Genomic DNA, 16,527 nt, shown 5'->3' with positions numbered 1-16,527 from the left:
GTCCCCCTCTCCAATTGTGGAAAAAGCCGCGGCCATTCGGCCACGACTCTTCGCTTCTTCCTCTTATTTACCGGATGGACTTCCGATATTCACGCTGCCTGTCAGACGGACATCGTCTGATGCACTGCCGACATAAACAGATACTTTACCCTTAGGCATTACCCACTCATGCGACTTTTCATCCCAATAGGACAGTGCGCTGCGATCCAATTTGATTTTAACGCGCTGCTGTTTGCCTGCCTTCAGATCGACTTTGGCCCAGCCAGCAAGTTGTTTTTCCGGTGTTTCCACACTCGTTGGCAGATTGCCTACATAGACTTGTACAACTTCTGCACCAGAAACTTTACCGGTGTTCCGTAGGTTCAGGGACACTTCTACGGTAGCATCGTCCCCTTTACCTGTGTTTTTCACATGCAGGTTGCGGTAGTCAAAATCGGTATAAGACAATCCGTGTCCAAATGCGAACGCTGGTGTCATGCCTTCTTTGTCATACCCTTTATAGCCTACAAAGATGCCTTCAGAGTACGTGCCCACGCCATTCACACCCGGGAATTGTTCCGCGGTGGAGATCGGATTTTGTGAATCGTCCGACGGGAACGTCACTGGCAATTTACCAGAAGGGTTCACATCACCGAACAGAACGCGAGCTACAGCGTTACCTTGTTCCTGACCTGCGTACCAGGCTTGAACAATGGATGGAACTTCTTTTTGCCAGGAATCCATTTCCACAGCACGGCCGCTCATTTGAACAACAATCGTCTTCGGATTTGCTGCTGCGACCTTACGAATCAATTGCTCTTGGTTGTTCGGCAGTTCCAGATCGGAACGGTCCACATAACCTTCGCTGTCATACGTACGTGTTACGACAACGGCAACATCGGATTTTTTGGCCAAATCAACTGCTTTTTGCATTTTGGCATCCACGGCATCTTCAGGTGCTTCCCAGCCGAAACGCATTTGGGCACCCATGTCATGGCTTGACTGTACCGGGAAGTCAGTACGGTATTCAATCTTGATGTTGTGGGATTCGCCTTCTTTTAACGTAATTGCTTTCTTCGTTGTGCTCAGCGTTTCACCTTGATTTTCTACGAGCAGCTGATCATCCACGTACAATTTCGCAGATCCCAGGCTGGTCAGAGACAATTTGTAATCACCCGTTTTGGGTGCTGTAATGGAACCTGTCCAACGTGCGGACATTTTACTGTTGAATTCCGTTGGTGTAACCGGAAGCTTGGATGACTGGGCGTTGAACCCTTCATAGTTATAAAATCCGAGATTCATGTTGACCTGATTGTCTGTACGAACCAGTGAAGGGTCACCTTCCATGTTCGTATTGGTCCAGTATTCAGCACGAAGACCATACTCCGCTTTGTCCGTACCAACATTCTGCTCGCTCTTCTCGGCATCTGCCGGAGACAAGAGGGTGGACGGTACTGCGGAAGGACCGTTAAATGCATCCCCGGCGGAGATAGGATCCGTTCCGGCTGCATAATTCACTTCGACGCCATTGCCTGCACGGTTACGAATCCCTTCAAGCGGACTCACGGTGTATGTCGGGTTAACGAGGCTGCTGCCTCCACCTGCTGCAGAAGCCGTGTCTGCATCTGGTCCAATTACTGCAATGGAATTCAGTTCTTTCTTGGAAAGCGGCAGCACGTCATTGTTATTTTGCAACAGCACCATGCTCTGCTCAGCAATTTCCCTTGCTTGCTTACCGTCTGCCTTCGCATTAATTTGCGTATTGGTTACAGGGTTGTCGAACAGCCCTTTCTCGAACATTTGGAGCAAAATGCGGCGAACCTTCTCATCAATGGTCTGCTCGCTGACTTCACCTTTGTTCACGGCTTCCAGCAGTTGCGTTCCCCATTTGCCATAAGGCTCCCCTGGTGTCTCCAGATCCAGACCCGCGTTAGCTGATTTGGCTGTACTGAAATTGGCACCATAGTCACTCATGATAAACCCTTCGAAGCCAAACTGGTCCTTGAGCAGATCGGTCAGCATCTCCTTGTTCTCACAAGCATATGTACCGTTCACCTGGTTAAATGAACACATGGCGGAACCGAGATCCGCTTTTTCAACCATAGCCTGGAATGGACGTGCATAGACTTCCTGGATGGCACGCTCACTGGCTGTTGCATTCGTTGTAAAACGCTCCGTTTCCTGATTGTTCAGGATGTAGTGCTTCGCCGTTGCAATCACCGGGTTGCTCTGAATTCCGTTGACATACGCTGCACCCATGCCGGAAGCCAGCAGCGGATCCTCACCCAAGGATTCGAAGTTACGTGATCCCCATGGTGTACGTGCAATGTCCAGACCAGGACCAAGAACAACGTTATGTGTTGTATCATGAGCTTCCTGTCCGATCAGGTCACCATATTGTTTGGCCAGATTGGTATCCCAGGATGCTGCCAGGGCAATCGGTGCAGGCAGTGCCGTGGACTTTTTGTCCTGCACATCCGGATTCGCGACACGTACGCCTGCTGGTCCATCCGCCATCTGCAATGCCGGAATGCCAAGCCGCTCCAATCCATCATTATAGAAACCATAATAGTTATTTACTTTACCGGTAACGAATCCGACTTTCTCCTCCAGCGTCATCGCCTTGAGCAGCAGTTCGGTGCGTTCCTTCGCAGATAAGGATTTGTTCATCCAAGGGCGATCTGCCCCGGAATCCGCTTCTGCGGCAAAGGCGTGTAACGGCATTGCCGCAACCGCCACGATGATTAATAGCATAAACCATCGTTTGAGGAAAATCAGGTTGAGTCTTCTGTTCATGTTTGTAAGCTCTCCTTCTCTCTTGATCATTTTTCTTGCACACATGGTTGGATACATGTGTACAAGGGAATGCAAACTGGCTTGTCCCAGCCCTTCAAGCATTCAGGCAGCCCTGCACATCGCTACGAAAAGTGCGGCTCGACAAGCGAGCGAGCAATTTCGCTTTCTTACGATAGCCGACCTGCGGATCAATTACATCCCCTTAAATATGGAAATGGAGCCGAAAGGAGTGAATTAGTTCTTAGGTATGATGTCAGATATAATTCGTATAACATCATATGAAAACGAGTTAATTACATTTTTGTAACTCAAATCATACAAAACATTTACTTTTGAAAACAGTCGTTATGTCCCATTTCTAAATTAACAATTTATTCAATTAATTATTATATTTAGGAAATTAAATTAAACACCTGGGCCCAAAGTCTATTTGTAAACGGATGCAATGAATTTCTTCGTTCCACACGGAAAATAAAAAGCAACCGAAGTCCCTTTTAACAGGTACCCCGGCTGCTATTTCTTCATAACTGACCTCTAATAGCGTCGCATTTCTCTAGTCAAACTTCCTTAAATTTTACATCCATTCTTACTAACCATGTCACCTGCTCTGTCCTAATCTTGCCTGCGATCTCGAGTTATTTCTAGCTCTTCAGCTGCGCCAGGATTTGTGGATCTTTGATCTTCTTATCTTCTGCGAGCAGCATGATTTTGGATAAAATCTCAGCTGTTCTTGGATCTTCATCCAGGAATGGCAGGAAGATCCTCCCCCGATGCTGACTATGCACAGGTACGATATATAGCGCACCAGTTGCCTGTCTAAACACGTTGCCACTGCCAAGATGAACGGCATATTCGCCGAGGTCACCTTCGATCCGTGCATAATTGCCATCCAGTCGTACATTGTCTATCTTGAGTAGACGCAGGGATTCATTCACGATAACATGACGCATTTCAATGGTTGTCAGGCTGGCTTCCGGATCCACCCCGCCCACATGCGCAACACTGACTACCAGATCAACATCACGCATGACCTCCGAGAAGAAGACCTTCGGTACATCTTTCAAGGCTACAGGCTTATACGTTTTGCGATCATAAAATTGTACTGTCTCCAGCGTAGGTGCTTCCGTATCCGCCGGTGAGAACCAGTCTGCCATGGCATACAGATTGGCAATCAGGTTATGCTCATAGCTGACTTTCTGTAAGCCTTCCTCATAACTGACGGTCCACTGGCGACCTTTGAGCAGGGCAACCGTCTTCTTCGGTTGAATCTGATACCCGGCATACCGGCGGGATACGGTTCCATTCGCAAGCTCATCCTCATTTGCAAGGTACAGCTCACGGAAGACCTGTTTGAACGGCTGACGTTCCTGACGGGTGAACAGATCCCGCTGGAATTCGCTCCATGTCCCGCTGCGGAATAATTGCAGAGGATGTGCAATCACCAGTGTATCCTGTTCCTGCAATGCATGTGTGCTACTTTGTTCCCCAGGCACAGTCAGGCAGGAAGATTCCGCATCGAAATACCCCAAACGGTCACCTGACTGGAACACCAACGTGCGAATCAGCGGACGAATGACCGGATTTTGCATGAGGCTGGCCACTTCCTGGACGGTAAAGGCAGTCTCTGCCGTCATGGAACGCTCCAGCTCCTGTTTTGCCCGGCGATACTGCTGTACCAGATCCCCTTTTAATTCCTTCAACTCCGTAATATATCTGTCTTTCTTGAATCGTGCAGGTACCGATTTGAGCGTCTTCCCTTTGCTTACAAGAACCAACTCGGACTGACCATCCTCATCAATGACCAATTGAGCTGTCGTTGTCTCATCCAGGGTCTTTGGTTCAAAGTAGGATTTCATCTCATCCAGCTTGCTCGCTTCCATGTTCCAGATCAGCCGGGTGACATCCGTATACCCTGCATTGCGGGCAAGGTTGCCAAGAGCAATCTGCGCGGCTGCACCTTCGCTGGCACGACGCTGGGCTCCAAATTGCTTGCTCTCCAGCAGGAATTTCTGAATAAAATCATAACGTTCTCGCAGATCCTGTTCCTGCTCCGCCCGGAATGGAATCAAACTGTATGTGAGCAGATGGTCCTTATTCCGCTTCTCCTGTACAGATTGACGCATGTCCTCCAGACGAAGCTTCCCTAACGCTGCATCTGCGAACAACTGTGATCTGCGATGGTTTGCTCCACCGGAAATGTATTTGGCACAATCATATAACAGATTGAACCGTTCCTCGCCGACAGCAGCATAAGCTTCCTCGAACCAGGCAATATCAAATGCCCCGTCGTTGAATTCCTGCGGCGATATCGGTGAATAGTGAGCGACGATGGTTTCCTTTTCAGCCGTAAATCGTTCATTAATGTGGGCATGGAAGTACCATGCCGCACTGCGAAGTCCTTCCCATCCCAGATGCTTCGATACAATCTCCATCCACTGCGGTGCGTACATGGCCGCTTCCAAAAGCTTTTTCTCTTGAATCGGATATTGCTCAAGTAATTGGCCCAGGAGAGTATCATCCTCACTCTCACGTGGATGGCAAACTTGAATCAGGTGACTGAACGTTTCCTTGCGTGTTGTGTTATCTCCGTAGCTGTAGATGTAGCCTCGTACAAATGTATCCTTATCCATGGCTGAGACCAGATGCACCCAATGTTCCATGCCTTCAATTCTTTCAAACTTCATGGCCAGTGTGCTGACTTCGGTGGAAAGCTCACCTCGTGTCAGTTCAATCTCCAGAATTCGTTCAACGACAGTATTCCGCAGCTCTATAAGTTCCGGATCATCCGTGATGCCTTCGGTGCGTGTCGACGTCAGCTCACGAATGAATGCAAAACGCTCCCCGCCCGTCAGCAACTGGCGGTACATTGTCTGTTTATCAATCAAACGCAGTTTGAATGCCCGCACGTAATCATCGAATGATAACAGGGAGAAACGCTGTGTATTTCCCACAAGGTTGATGAACTGATACGCCGTTTGGAAGAAGCGTTGGAAACTGGCATCATCATATATTCTGCTTCTTACCAGGTAGTTCCACCGTTCTGTCAGGATATGAAGCATGCCGGCTTCCTTCTCCAGTTGATCGTCAGGCATGCTGGCGATAATGGAAGCCCATGTCTTCTCCGCGATCTCAAATGTATCTGCAGGGTTGCTGTCCCTGAACGCTGCTGCAATCAATTCGGCAACCTGATCCGTATAGGTCAGCGAAGCCGCCATCCGCTTCATTTCTTCCATATAGGAGAGAGGATAGGTCTGTTCGGCAAAGGACTTGCGCCAGCCTTCCAATAATGGGATTTTGCTTAATTCGTTATAATCATATTGATCGTGATAATAGCTGTAATGTTCATCCAAGTTGCCGCTCAGTGTGCTGAATTGCAAAATAAAATAGAGCTGCATGAGTTCAAGACTATTCAGATCACTCTGCGCAACATACGCCTCCCAAACGTCGTGGAGAGGATATTGCTCCATCTGTTTCATCTCATTTCGTTCCGCATAGGAGAACATGGAGCGCAGGCAGACTCCAATCAAGAGGGTCTCACGGTAGCCTGCATAATACTCCACCTCATACTCATGATCCCTGTGTTGATGAACCAGAGCATCTAATCCTTCCATAAATGGTTTGGCCTTCTCCAGCGAAAGCGTAAAGATTTCCTTGGCATTAAAATCACTAAGATCACGCTTCTCCTGCAGCAGCGGCTCCACCCGGGATGGATCGAACAATCCAAAACCATTCGAAGAAGTATACCGGCTGCCCTCCTTCGTCAGCTTGTCCAGCAGCTTTTGCTCCTTCGCGGTAGGCTTCTGGATCAGTCCGGCTAACGGCTGTAATTGCTCATGCTGATCTGCACGTTCCGGATCCGCCGAAATTTCGGTCAACAGCTCAAGTGCACCAAGACGCTGCAATTCATTCTTCGCTTTCAGCAAACGTTCCAGTGATACCGCCAGCTGATCCGCAGGTTGCAGCAAAAGAACCTGAATGACCTTCTGCCGAAGTGACCCGGTCTTGAGTTTGAGCAAGGCCTCCATCTGTTTCATCTCGTCAGTAGTCAGCTCAAGCTTCCTCACTTTGACTAGGGCCATCTCCCGGTTGCTCATGCTTTTGTCAGACAGGCTTTCAAATACAAACTGTCTTTGCACCTCGTTATCGGGCTGCTGAACGAACTGGGATAACAGCTCACCTCGAAGTTCCGGGCTCAGCATGTCCTTGATTGCAATGACTTCTCCGATCCAATCGGGGTCCATATCATACGCAGCCAGGTAGAGCATTTTTTTGACCACATCATTCCGTTCAATCCGGTAATGGACATATTCAAGAACGCCAGATGGTCCACCTTCCCCTCCCAGAGGAATGCGGTCCAGCAGCTGCTTAAATTGATCGAAGTCCTGATGCCGAATTACCTTGTCTTCGAAGACAGGCAGGGGCGAAATGTGAATGCTGCGCTGATTCTCTCCATCCTCGAAATGCCAGTTATGCATGTACATGGCATCATAGTTTTGGATAATCCAGTGCATCAACTCCACATCCTGTACGTCCAGATATCGACGGGCAATACTTAGCCGCAGGTCACGATTCTGACTGTTCGCAAGCACATATTGCGCAACGATTTTCTGATACAGTTGGCCGTGATCCATAATACGGATCAATTTGTCATTAAGATGATCCTCTTCAATAACAGCCGTTGCCCACAGACTGATGAATATCTTATTGGCATTGGAATCCTGCTCCCAATCTTCACGAACAGCTGCCTCGGTCAGCGCTTCATAGGCTTTCTCAATCAACTGTGATGCAACGCGCGAATTGGCGGCTTCAATTCCGAGCCCTGTCCATACAGCCAATGCTCGAACCACTGAACTGTAACGAATCAGATTGTGATCGATGATAACTTTTAATATGTATATAAATGCTTCAATGGTTCCTTCATCCATCCGTTCAACGATACTCTGGCGCAGTCCTTCCTGCAGCCTTGCTGCCACAAGCAGCTCACCCACCATATGGTACGCCTCTGGCTGGTCACTCATGAATATACCCTTGATCATCTCACCAGTAAGTAATGCTGACTGATTATCGCCATATATAATCTCGTGTAAGGCCTGCTTCATACCCCCGTTGTCATGATCCAGATCATATGCGATGCAATCCGGAAGTACGGATCGAACCTCGTACAAATGATCAAACTTGTATTCACGAATCGATACATACTCGTCCAGGGAGAACTGGCGAATCTCCATGCGCAGCAATCCAATGAGCTTACGGATTACCTGTCCAAAATGCTGCTCAGGATTGGCAGTTCGATAAGGACGGCGTTCGTACATGACACTGTATGGAAAATGGGTGACACGGTCAGTAATATAACGGAATCGTTCGACCACCCATTCATTCGTCAGCTGCTCAAGCACGTTCAGCAAGGGTTCGAATAAGGGCTTTCCCGTTTCAGCTGCCTGCTTTTGCAGAAATTTCTCTGTATTCAGATATACTTTTTCATCTCCGCGTAAATACGTGGAACCAGCCATCTCCACCACATATCCTGCAAGCTCCTGCCAGGACCCGTTCAATGACTCTGCCTTCTCTTGCATTCCGTTGATATACACCTGTTCATTATCTTTCTGATTCATCCAATCTCCTCCTTATCGTTTATTACCACAAGCGGCCGGCAAGCATGGTAAACCGGATAAACACCAATTCGTCATCTTCCTGCAACTCCAGTGGTGCATCCAATTCGGACAATTCTTCATCATTGAGGAAGACTTTGTACAGTCCATCTTCATAAGCGATCATAGCCGTTTGAACCGCATGCTCCAGGTCTTGAATCTCCTCATTGTACACTTCACCAAAACCGACTTTTCCCGTTGATCCCTTACGTTGAATCTCCTCAGGCATAAGATAGGTGAGTAATGCCGCACTGTTTTTCTTCTCCTGAAGAGCGTTCACCTGCACGTGTACCATATGTTTGATTAGCTCTCGTAACGTTCCGGTTGTTTCCGGAAGTTCTTTGGCTTGCTTGGCAAGTGCAGGCTTGCGTTTGCCCAGGCTTTTGACCGTGACCCATACGTTCACAACGCCCCCTCCTTCTTCTATATGAACTGACTAGCTACGTCTCACCAGTCTAGTAAAAACTAAAAATACGTACACATGTACCCCTTATTAGCATCATAACCAATATTTCCGACACAATCATGAGCCATTCCTCACGTTTACCTGAAACCTGCGAACTACTGAACCCCAACGTACTTACGCAAAAAAAAGCCGGGTTGTTCCAATTACCTTGGAACTCCCAGCCACATCAGCATTCAATCAATCAGACCTGATTTGTGTTATGAGAACAGCTTTGGATTCATCTGGCCAATCGCATAGGGCGAATCGTTACAGCCGCCGTTTTGAAGCCTGGCATACGGCAATAAGGGTCCAAATCGGGCCTTGTCGCCCGATTGACGTTCTGAATGCCGCCCCAATGCATCGGTACAAACAGCGTGTCTTCGCGAATATGTTCCTTAATACGGGCACGTACCGTGAAGCTCCCATGCACTGATTGAATCTCGACCCACTCCCCATCCATAATTCGATGACGTGCAGCTGTACCCGGATGAAGTTCCACAAAATTCTCCAGTTCACGGGCTTCCAGTGTTGGGCTCCGATGGGTCTGTACGCCAGTCAGATAGTGAGGAAGGACGCGGCCATTGGTCAGAATCAGAGGAAATTCCCGCGAGACATCATGCCAACCAGCACTTAATTCACTTGTAAATGTAGCCCTGCCGTCCTCATGAGCAAATCGCTCACTGAACAGCAGCCCTTCACCCTCATCCTCCAGAGAAACGCAGGGCCAGTAGATACCTTTCTCCCTCCGTAGACGTTCGTAGGTCATTCCATAGTAATCTGCAACCCCGCCCTGGCTGGCCAGTCTGAGTTCATTGAAGATATCCTCAGCACATGCATATTGAAAATAAGACGCTTTGCCGAGTCCGCTGGCAATGGAGCATAGAATATCCCAATCATGGCGGGTCCCTCCCGGTGCCGGTCTGCCCTGTTCTCGTAACAGCACCCGGCCTTCCAGATTGGTCAGCGTACCTTCGTTCTCCAGATAAGCCGTGACTGGAAGCACCACATCAGCCATCTTCGCTGTCTCGGACAGAAACATATCTGCCACGACCAGAAAATCCAGCTTACGAAGCCCTTCTTCCACCAAGCGCACATTGGGATTGGATACAACCGGGTTGGAGCCCATCACAAGCAGGGCTCGGATCTCCTGCTCGTGAACCCGTTCCATGATTTCATAGGCAGATACACCTTTTCCCGGCAAGGTCTCAGGTGCAACTCCCCAGACGGATGCTACATGTGCGCGGTCCTGTGCATTTTCTATGGAACGATATCCCGGCAATTGATCGGCCTTCTGCCCGTGCTCTCTTCCGCCCTGTCCGTTTCCCTGTCCAGTGATCGCGCCATAACCACAACCTGGTCTGCCGATTTTTCCAGTTGCCAGTACCAAGTTAAGAAAATGACGGACCGCAAGATGTCCATCCGTTTGCTGTTCCACTCCGCGCGCAGTCATGATCATGCCTGTCTCTGCCTGACCATAGGCCATTGCGGCCTGACGAATCAGGGTTAAGTCCACCCCGCATTGCACTGCGGATTCTTCCAGGTCTATCTCGCTCAGTGCATTCTGCAAACTCTCATAGCCTTGGGTTCTTGCATCAATAAAATGCTCGTTCACAAGTCCCTCTTCCATAATGACCTTCAGCATGATGTTCGCAAGCAGTGCATCCATACCCGGTTTGATCTGCAAATGAAGGTCGGCAATGGCTGCAGTAGCTGTCTTGCGCGGATCAATAACAATAATGTACGCTCCATTTTCCTTCGCCTGGTTGAAATAAGGCAGCAGAGTGGGCTGGCACTCTGCAATGTTTGTCCCTGCAAGTACAATGCACTGGGCCAGCGGGATGTCGGATAAGCGGAATGTCAGCCCTCGATCCATGCCAAACACCTTACTTCCTGCAGAGGCAGCGGCAGACATACAGAAGCGACCGTTATAATCAATATATCGTGTCCCTAGAGCAACCCTTGCGAATTTTCCTAGCAAATAGGCTGTCTCATTAGTGAGGGAACCCCCTCCATATACACCGATTGCATCGGCACCGTATTGATTCTGAAGACTTGTAAAACGTCCTGCGATATATGCTGTGACTTCAGGCCATGAAGAAGGTATCAGTTCACCATCCCGGCGGATGAGAGGCTGCAGAAGTCGCTGTCCACTCAGTGCATGCTGATGTGCATTCATGCCTTTGACACACAATCTTCCCTGTGAAGCTTCATTCGGCACGCCTTCAACGATGTACGCGGCACGGCGCTCACCAGCGATGGGCCCAGCCACTTCCTCGACGGTCATTTTGCACTGTACGCTGCAATAGGGGCATTGTGTCTCCCGTACATGCAGTTTTGAAACAAACGAACTGTCTTCCATTGATGTCTTCATTCCCATCTTCACTCCCTTCCCTACCTTTTGGATCAAGTAAAACTCAATTCGCTTACCGTTCTGCCCGCCAGCTCGTTCTGGAATTGTTGATCCAGCAGATTTTCGCGGATCGATATGAACCCCAATCGCTCTACCCATGCCCAGAGGGGTTCATCGTACCAGGCCGTTCGGCGATACCACTCCAGGCATGCCGAGATCAGCCGCACTGCATCTTTTTCCGTTTCGGCAAGTCCGAGGAGTCCCCCCTCCTTTACCGGATGGGCTGCGTGACCACCCGCGTAAATTTCCCAGCCAGCGGGAGATTCTTGCAAACCGATATCCTGCACAATCGGGCTTATCCATGAGCTTGCTCCACCCGACAGCGCCACCTTCACGGGAGCAGGCATATCCGCATTGACCCACCTGAATTGAAGGTCTTCTGCCATGGCTTCGAACGTCAGATCGCCTGCATGGACCTCGATACCCACAACCGTACCCCGCAGGATATCGTTCCGGTTTCCAGCCCGATCAGGCTGCTGCACACTTATCCACTTTCCGGTTATCTTCAAATAGTAACGAAGTGCAGATTGGCAGATATCGCAGCCTTCTTCTGTTCTCCAGTCCAGCTGCTGCATGATTCTTCTCATTCCATCACCCTCTTGAATGGCATACAGATGGTGATGGTCTGTCGAAGCTGCAAGCTCAGAGGAATTACCATCTGACAACCGATTGAGCGCTTCTTTCAGTGAGGCATGACCCAGATCCGTACAACTGCAAACGGGCCATTCTGTCGTTTTCGCCGCAGCTGCTGCTTCGCTTGCACCACCGCCGTTTTTCTGGAGATGCAGCGTATGCTTCACCAGTGCCGTAACCATTGGACGACATCCGCCGCAGGAACCGGAGGCTTTGGTATGCTCCTTAACCTGTTCAGCAGTCTGCAGCCCCTTATCCTTTATGGCCCTCATGATCATCACCTTACTCACATTGTTACAGGCGCACACCGTCTCCTGATCAGGCAATGCTGCTGCCGCCTTCTCGGCTGGATTCGTCTCTTCCTCGCGGGGAGCGAGTTCTTCGATGCCAGCCCCACGCTGAACAAGTCCCAATAGGCTGGCACTCTCCGTCGTATCCCCAAACAGGATCGCTCCACTTACATGTCCTTCCTTCATCAATACTTTCTTATACGTACCGCGAATACCATCAAGCATCTGTACAGCTGTCCGCATTTCTTCTCCGCTAATGTTTCCGGCCGAGAACACGTCAACGCCAGAGACCTTCAGTTGGGAATATGGAATAGAACCCTTATACTCTGCTGTCGCCTGCCCACATAAAAAACGTGCGAGTACCTTACCCTGCTCATATAAGGGGGCTACCAGACCGTAACTGATACCCCGATGTTCGGCACATTCACCGACAGCATACACATCAGGTACGCTGGTCCGCATGTAATCGTCGACCACAATCGCCCGATGGGTCCTGATTCCGCTCCGTCTGGCCACATCAACATTGGGACGAATGCCCACGGCCACAACGACTACCTGTGCTTCAAGCTTGGTTCCATCTGTAAATTGAAGCCCCTGAGCCTGGGACCGACCCACAATTTTTTGTGTGTTTTTGTTTAATAGGAAAGTCATACCCTGAGCTTCCAGCTCATGCTGAAGCATGGTCGCTGCCTGTAGATCCAACTGCCGATTCATAATGTAAGGTGCGTTATGTACCACAACGGCTTCCATCCCCAAATGCAGGAGTCCGCGGGCAGCTTCAAGCCCAAGCAATCCGCCACCAATAACGGCCGCCTTACGATGTACTTTGGAATACGCGGACATACGTGTGCAGTCATCTATGGTGCGAAAAGACATCACCCTCTCTTTATCCACACCAGGAATGGGTGGAATAAATGGAGCAGACCCTGTCGCAAGGATTAGAATATCGTAGGACTCCCTCATTCCGGATAACGTTTCAATCGTTTTGGACGGAGTATCAATCTTGTGGACCGTCTCTCCCGCACACAGCCGGATGCCGTGATCCTCATACCAGCTCCAGTCGTTAATGATAATGTCCTGCAGATCGTGTTCACCCTGCAGCACTTTGGATAACATGATCCGATTATAGTTGGGACGTGGTTCACTTCCGTAGATGACAATCTCATATGTATCCGGAGATACGGCTATAATCTCTTCCACACACCTAACACCTGCCATCCCGTTTCCGATAACGACCAGTCTCTTCTTGCTCATGGGCTGCCCCCTGTCTCTGTGACATATTGAGTTAAAAATAAACAGAAAAATCCCTTCTCCATGGATCGGAAAAGGGCACCGTTGCCTCCGGAATTCACACGCCATTGTGTGATTTCATATTAGATTCAGATTACGGCAAACCATATTATATGTCAACAAAATTAACATATAATTCTGAATTAACTTTCAAAATGATTTATTTAAAAATTTAATGTTATTTTTCTTGACATACATAAATTCTCTTTTTATAATTTGAATCAAAATCACCGTGCTGTGATCAAATCAGGTGCAGGAACACAATGACGTGTCCTGCCTGCCGGCAATGAGGCCGCAAATCGTTCATCATCTGGACGAATTGCGGCCTTTTTCTGCCTGAACTGCACAAAGACAGGGTAAGATTATTCAATTGGATGAGGAGCGATGCTGAATGGTGGAGAGCAAAAGTTTTTGGAAGAGCGGGCATAAGCCCAGCCTGTTCGGGGCATTTCTGTATTTTGATATCAGTTTTATGATCTGGGGCATGCTTGGCCCCCTCGCGGTTGTTATTGCCATGGATTACCCGATGACCCCTCTTGAAAAAGCCAACCTGGTGGCACTGCCCATCCTTGGCGGCTCCATTCTTAGACTTGTACTTGGTTTTATGTCCGATTATATCGGTCCAAAGCTCACGGCTCAGATCGGCATGGGCGTCACGCTCATACCTCTATTGCTGGGCTGGCTGTGGGTAGACTCGCTAAGCCAGTTATACGTTGTTGCCCTCCTGCTTGGCGTTGCAGGTGCCTCATTTGCCGCTGCTCTTCCACTCGCAGGGCAATGGTATCCCAAGGAACATCAGGGACTTGCCATGGGGATTGCCGGCGCAGGGAATAGCGGTACTGTACTCGCTACTCTGTTTGCCAATCGGCTGGCTACTCATTTCGGCAGCTGGGAAGTCGTTTTTGGACTCGCCATCATACCAATCGTGGTCGTTTTCATCCTTTTCTCCATCTTCGCCCGTAACAGTCCCAACCGGCCAGCACCGAAGAAGCTCTCTGAGTACGGCACCTTGCTGAAACAAAGGGATGCCTGGGTATTCTGTGCATTTTATTGTGTTACCTTTGGGGGTTTCGTGGGATTGTGTAACTATCTGACCATCTTCTTCAACACCCAATATGGCTTATCTCCTGTCCGAGCCGCTGATATCACAACCTTTTGCGTTATTGCCGGAAGCTTCTTCCGACCTGTTGGCGGTTACTTGGCAGACAAGATCGGTGGTACGCGGATGCTGACATTCCTATACACTGGTGCCTGTGTCATGCTTGTAGGTGTATCTTTCCTCCCTCCACTTCCTGTGGTCGTCGTCATGTTATTCCTGGGCATGATGTGCCTTGGGGCTGGTAATGGTTCCGTGTTCCAATTGGTTCCACAACGTTTCGGCAATGAAATCGGTCTGATGACAGGCATTGTCGGCGCGGCAGGTGGCCTGGGCGGATACGCACTCCCGCTGATTCTTGGTCAACTGTACAGTTCCTACCAGTCCTATACGCCGGGATTCGTCATCCTTAGTCTAATCGCAGCCGCATCCATGCTGCTCGTACTGGTTATGCAGTCCAAATGGCGCGGCCAATGGCTGAAGAAATCTTTTACCAGCAAAACGGAATCCACATCCCTCTCGTCATAAAGAATACAGGTGACTAATCGCATCTAAAAAGAGAACAGCACAGCCCTTCGGCTGCTGCTGTTCTCTTGTTGTCAGGATGAATATTTGCGAAAAACAACGACGGCATTATGCCCGCCAAAACCAAAAGAATTGGACATTCCGATCTGCATCTCTGCCTCTCTGGCTTCATTAGGTACATAATCCAAATCACAGTCCGGGTCCTGCTGCTCCTGGTTAATCGTTGGTGGAATGATGCCATGCTGCAAGGTTTGAATCAGTGAGATAGCTTCCGCTCCACCGGCGGCTCCTAACATGTGCCCAGTCATCGATTTATTGGCCGTCACGGGAATACGATAAGCAGCTTCACCGAAGAGTTGTTTAATCGCTCGGGTCTCCGAGAGATCTCCTGCTTCGGTACTGGTTGCGTGGGCATTAATCACATCCACGTCATCAGGCTGAAGCTTCGCGTCAGCAAGTGCAGCTCTCATGGCCAGGAATGCTCCGCGTCCTTCCGGATGGGTTGCTACCATATGATATGCGTCTGAACTGGCACCATATCCAACAATTTCAGCGAGGATATTTGCGTTTCTAGCCAGGGCATGTGATAGAGACTCTACCACCACAATCCCAGCACCTTCAGCCATCACAAACCCATCTCTTCCAGCGTCAAAGGGGCGACTCGCCGTTTCATAGGCTTCGTTTCTTGTGGATAACGCGGTAGCATTACCGAAGCTGGCCAGCGAAACTTCCGTGATGGCTGCTTCGGTTCCCCCGGCAATAATGACATCTGCACCTCCGTCACGAATCAGCCGGAAGGCCTCACCTATGGCTGTATTTCCAATGGAGCAGGCAGTCACAGGTGAAAGAGTCGGTCCCCAACATCCGAATTTCATGCTCACCATGGCAGCTGCCATATTGGAAATCATCATTGGCACAAGGGTCGGACTAACCCTTCCGGGACCACGTTCGGATAACAGTTTTCCTTGCTCCATCAGTGTTTGAATGCCGCCGATGCCGGAACCAATGTATACACCAACCCGTTCCCTGTCCACTTTCTCCATATCCAGTCCCGAATGCACAAGAGCATCGTCAGCTGCCGCTACAGCAAATTGGCAAAATCGATCCATACGGCGGGCTTCCTTGCGTCCGAATCGGCCCTCTCCGTCAAAATCTCGGACAACACCTGCCATTTTGGTTTTATATGAAGTGGTATCGAAGCTTTTAATTAATGATATTCCTGACTGCCCTTTCACAAGTCCGTTCCAAAATGTATCTACATCATTGCCCAGCGGCGAGACAATTCCCATACCCGTAATCACAACACGTTCGCGTTCCATATCTAACTCATCCTCCCTAGCCATTCAGGCTAACCGACTGAACTTCTGCATTTATATTGGCATGTGCAGTATCCTATTACAAGTTGTGAATTATAA

The 16,527-nt window shown here is 49.4% G+C and carries 7 protein-coding genes; 1 reads left to right on the top strand and 6 read right to left on the bottom strand.

Annotated features, from left to right (window positions below; genetic code table 11):
• Positions 1–63: 63 nt before the first annotated feature.
• The 5 genes from CHH60_RS21325 to CHH60_RS21305 all read right to left on the bottom strand — a co-directional run bounded on the left by CHH60_RS21325 (position 64) and on the right by CHH60_RS21305 (position 13,455).
• The gene (locus CHH60_RS21325; RefSeq protein WP_095361197.1) at positions 64–2,775 is read right to left on the bottom strand and encodes a beta-glucosidase; all 2,712 of its coding nucleotides are present in this window, start codon (positions 2,773–2,775) and stop codon (positions 64–66) included.
• A 641-nt stretch (positions 2,776–3,416) separates the two neighbouring features.
• Positions 3,417–8,387 (bottom strand): DUF4132 domain-containing protein, encoded by a 4,971-nt coding sequence (locus tag CHH60_RS21320; protein ID WP_095361042.1) that lies wholly within the window; start codon positions 8,385–8,387, stop codon positions 3,417–3,419.
• 22 nt (positions 8,388–8,409) lie between these two features.
• The gene (locus tag CHH60_RS21315) at positions 8,410–8,829 is read right to left on the bottom strand and encodes a hypothetical protein (RefSeq protein ID WP_095361041.1); all 420 of its coding nucleotides are present in this window, start codon (positions 8,827–8,829) and stop codon (positions 8,410–8,412) included.
• Between the two features lie 277 nt (positions 8,830–9,106).
• Entirely contained in the window at positions 9,107–11,239 is a 2,133-nt protein-coding gene (nasC, locus tag CHH60_RS21310; protein ID WP_095361196.1) for an assimilatory nitrate reductase catalytic subunit NasC, read from the bottom strand.
• A 32-nt stretch (positions 11,240–11,271) separates the two neighbouring features.
• On the bottom strand, positions 11,272–13,455 hold the full coding sequence (locus tag CHH60_RS21305) for an FAD-dependent oxidoreductase (RefSeq protein ID WP_095361040.1): 2,184 nt from the start codon (positions 13,453–13,455) through the stop codon (positions 11,272–11,274).
• Between the two features lie 430 nt (positions 13,456–13,885).
• Here CHH60_RS21305 and CHH60_RS21300 point away from each other — a divergent pair, with 430 nt between their 5' ends.
• Positions 13,886–15,115 carry a nitrate/nitrite transporter gene (locus CHH60_RS21300; RefSeq protein ID WP_095361195.1) on the top strand — a complete coding sequence of 410 codons (1,230 nt, stop codon included), beginning with the start codon at positions 13,886–13,888 and terminating at the stop codon, positions 15,113–15,115.
• 71 nt (positions 15,116–15,186) lie between these two features.
• On the opposite strand, the gene fabF is transcribed toward CHH60_RS21300, so the two are convergent.
• Entirely contained in the window at positions 15,187–16,431 is a 1,245-nt protein-coding gene (gene fabF / locus CHH60_RS21295; protein WP_095361039.1) for a beta-ketoacyl-ACP synthase II, read from the bottom strand.
• Between the last annotated feature and the right edge of the window lie 96 nt (positions 16,432–16,527).

The organism is Paenibacillus sp. 7523-1, from assembly GCF_002276415.1.
In the GTDB taxonomy this organism is placed as follows: domain Bacteria; phylum Bacillota; class Bacilli; order Paenibacillales; family Paenibacillaceae; genus Paenibacillus; species Paenibacillus illinoisensis_A.
This window is presented reverse-complemented; position numbering and strand designations above follow the sequence as displayed.

Coding starts and splice junctions, on each gene's coding strand:
- CHH60_RS21325 (WP_095361197.1), bottom strand. CDS start 2,775: ATGAACAGAAGACTCAACCTGATTTTCCTCAAACGATGGTTTATGCTA.
- CHH60_RS21320 (WP_095361042.1), bottom strand. CDS start 8,387: ATGAATCAGAAAGATAATGAACAGGTGTATATCAACGGAATGCAAGAG.
- nasC (WP_095361196.1), bottom strand. CDS start 11,239: ATGAAGACATCAATGGAAGACAGTTCGTTTGTTTCAAAACTGCATGTA.
- CHH60_RS21305 (WP_095361040.1), bottom strand. CDS start 13,455: ATGAGCAAGAAGAGACTGGTCGTTATCGGAAACGGGATGGCAGGTGTT.
- fabF (WP_095361039.1), bottom strand. CDS start 16,431: ATGGAACGCGAACGTGTTGTGATTACGGGTATGGGAATTGTCTCGCCG.